At 62.1% G+C, this 2,839-nt stretch carries 2 protein-coding genes; both read left to right on the top strand.

The genetic code is table 11. From position 1 onward, the window contains the following. The first annotated feature begins 158 nt into the window (after positions 1-158). Positions 159-296 carry a hypothetical protein gene (locus ACQCVD_RS15400; RefSeq protein ID WP_426824662.1) on the top strand — a complete coding sequence of 46 codons (138 nt, stop codon included), beginning with the start codon at positions 159-161 and terminating at the stop codon, positions 294-296. Positions 297-474: 178 nt separating this feature from the next. After that, positions 475-1,653, top strand: a complete 1,179-nt coding sequence (locus ACQCVD_RS15395; RefSeq protein ID WP_426824660.1) for a zinc-dependent alcohol dehydrogenase — start codon at positions 475-477, stop codon at positions 1,651-1,653. The last annotated feature ends 1,186 nt before the right edge of the window (positions 1,654-2,839 follow it).

Raw genomic sequence — 2,839 nt, 5'->3', positions numbered from 1 at the left:
GCAGGCACGAGTGCTCCTGAGTGGTGTACGTTTTCTTGGTCGAATCCGTATCTACCAGGCCTCGTGCCTGCTCTTGTTCACTACCCCACCGTGGCCCCCTGTATCTTCCTATCCGCGCAATCTCTTATCTGGAACGACTTCCTTTGGAAGGAGACGGTATGACTGCCAGCTTTGCGATGAACAACGTGCGTCACTGGACCCTGGAGGAAGCCACGGTAGAGCTTGATCGCCTCACCAGGGGGTTCGAGAAGAGCGGTATGTCCATCCAGGAACTCCGCTTCCGTGCATCGGAATAGGAGCTGGATGTCCGGGAGCGGAAGCTTCTAGGGGATTACGAGATGCTTGCTCGCATGGTTTCTTTCGCTGGCGGCGACGTGGACAACCCGCCCCGCCGTGTTTTCAGTACAATCGGCCTCAACCAACGGATCAGCGGCGCCGCTTCACCCGAGGCGGTTGCCCTGGCGAGGAGGGCACATGAAAGCACTGACCTGGCAGGCGTCAAAGACGGTGAGCGTGGAGGAGGTCCCGGACCCACAGATCCAGGAACCCACCGATGCAGTCATCAAGATTACCTCGACCGCCATCTGCGGATCTGACCTGCACCTTTATGAGGTGCTGACCCCGTTCATGGACGAGGGCGACATCATCGGCCATGAGCCCATGGGCGTCGTCGAGGAGGTCGGCTCGGCCGTCACCCACATCAAGCCGGGGGATCGGGTGGTCATCCCCTTCAACATCTCCTGCGGGCATTGCTTCATGTGCCGCCAGGGCCTGCAGTCGCAGTGTGAAACCACCCAGGTCCGCGAATACGGCACCGGCGCGCAGTTCCTCGGTTACTCGCGGCTCTACGGCTCGGTGCCCGGCGGGCAGGCGGAGTACCTGCGCGTGCCGCACGCGGACTACGGGGCGATCAAGGTTCCCAACGTCGGCGAAGACGAGCGCTACCTGTATCTTTCCGACGTCGTGCCCACCGCCTGGCAGGCCGTGGACTACGCGGCGGTCCCCGACGGCGGCTCGCTGGCGGTGCTGGGCCTGGGTCCGATCGGCCAGATGAGCGCCCGGATCGGCAAGCACCTGGGCTATCGGGTGATCGCGACGGATTCAGTGCCCGAGCGTCGCGCCATGGCCGAGCGTTACGGCATTGAAACGCTGGATTCCTCCGAGGACGGCGTGGCGGAGCAGCTCAAGGACCTGACCGACGGGCGTGGCCCGAACTCGGTGGTCGACGCCGTCGGCATGGAGGCGCACGGTTCGCCGGTGGCCGGCGCGGCCCAGGCGGCCGTCGGCAAGCTGCCGTCGCCGCTGGGGCGCGAAGCAATGGCGATGGCCGGGGTGGACCGGATGAGCGCGTTGTACACCGCCATCGACTCCGTTCGCCGTGGCGGGACGATCTCGATCAGCGGCGTGTACGGCGGCATGAAGGACCCGATGCCGATGCTGACGATGTTCGACAAGCAGATCCAGCTGCGGATGGGCCAGTGCAACGTGCGCTCCTGGACCGAGACGCTGCTGCCGCTGGTGGACGACCCGTCCGATCCGCTGGGCGTGCTCGACCTCAAGACGCACACCGCGCCGTTGGAGGAGGCGCCGGCGATGTACGAGAAGTTCCAGGAGAAGGAGGACGGCTGCATCAAAGTGGTGCTCAAGCCGTAGTCCCGTCACGCAATTGACCTCCGGCCCCGTCGAGGATCAGGGTCAACCAAGGACGGCTTCGCTTTGAAGGCGGACGAGGATGAAACCTTCCTTGTTCACGCAACTTGGACATGCACTTCCGACGGGGCGGGGAGGTGGTTGAAAGTCGAACGGTCGAGCTTTGGAGTCTACTTCTGCAGCCGCCCGACCCGCCCCCTATTTCGGTACGACTTCGATGCGAGCTATGGTGCTCGCTTGCCTAAAGCACACATCCACTTCCAGGTCGACCATCTGGACATGAACCCCAATCAGCCTATAAAGGACATCGAGGAGTCTCTTACCCACCTCGGGGGAGGTAGTCGGCGGGCACGAAGGCGGCGGGCCAAGCATGGACTCAACGTCTCGGATCTTCACTTCCCTGTCGGGGTGCTCGTTTTCGGCCAGCGCTGGAAGACATACTGCTCATGATGGTCGAGGAGTACGGGGTAGAGCCTCGGGAAGTCACACCCCAACAAGCGGTGAAGGAACTCCGGAGAACGGTCCTTGCCTGGCGAAAGTCGCAGGTGAAGGCAGTCGTCAGAGACATGCCTTCGTTGGCTATAGAGTATTTTGAGTCTCAAGGGTTCAAGCTGGTTCCAGACCCCGCGGGCCCTGACCCGGGCCTACGCTTAGAAGGTGTCTTCCGGGACAACCCGGACAAGTTGATCGACCCTTAGATCGACTCCCCTGTCTACGCCTCGTGCGGCCTTTGGTGAGGTAGGGGGTGCCTTGGCTGGTTTGGGTGAAACCGAGGTGGAGATTGGGGGTGAAGATGACGAGGGGGGATTGTCCATCGGGAGGTTGGCGCGGGCTCGTGCGAGAACCCTGACGGTTGGTGTTTAGCGACCGTCTGCCTCCCTGAGGGGGCCGATCGCCTTGTCCCAAGAGGGGCGGGTAACGGGGCGAGTACACACAAAATACACACCGCTCTGAGCGCTAACCGTTTCTCATTGGCGGTATTGCTTCTCTGATCTGGTCTTTTACTGTCGTCCTTGGTGGCGTTGTTGCTAGCCAACGCCAGGAAGGGTTCACTCGTAATGAGGCTCTTCCGTTTTTAGAGTGCATACCCCGGCCCGATAGCAGCAACCCATCCTGGGCACCCCACCACAAGATGTAGGGGTCCCCGGTGCGAAGATGAGAGTTACCACACGCTCATACTTTCGCCCCG

Origin of the sequence: Corynebacterium halotolerans (assembly GCF_050107895.1) — a bacterium.
Lineage (GTDB): Bacteria > Actinomycetota > Actinomycetes > Mycobacteriales > Mycobacteriaceae > Corynebacterium > Corynebacterium halotolerans_B.
This window is presented reverse-complemented; position numbering and strand designations above follow the sequence as displayed.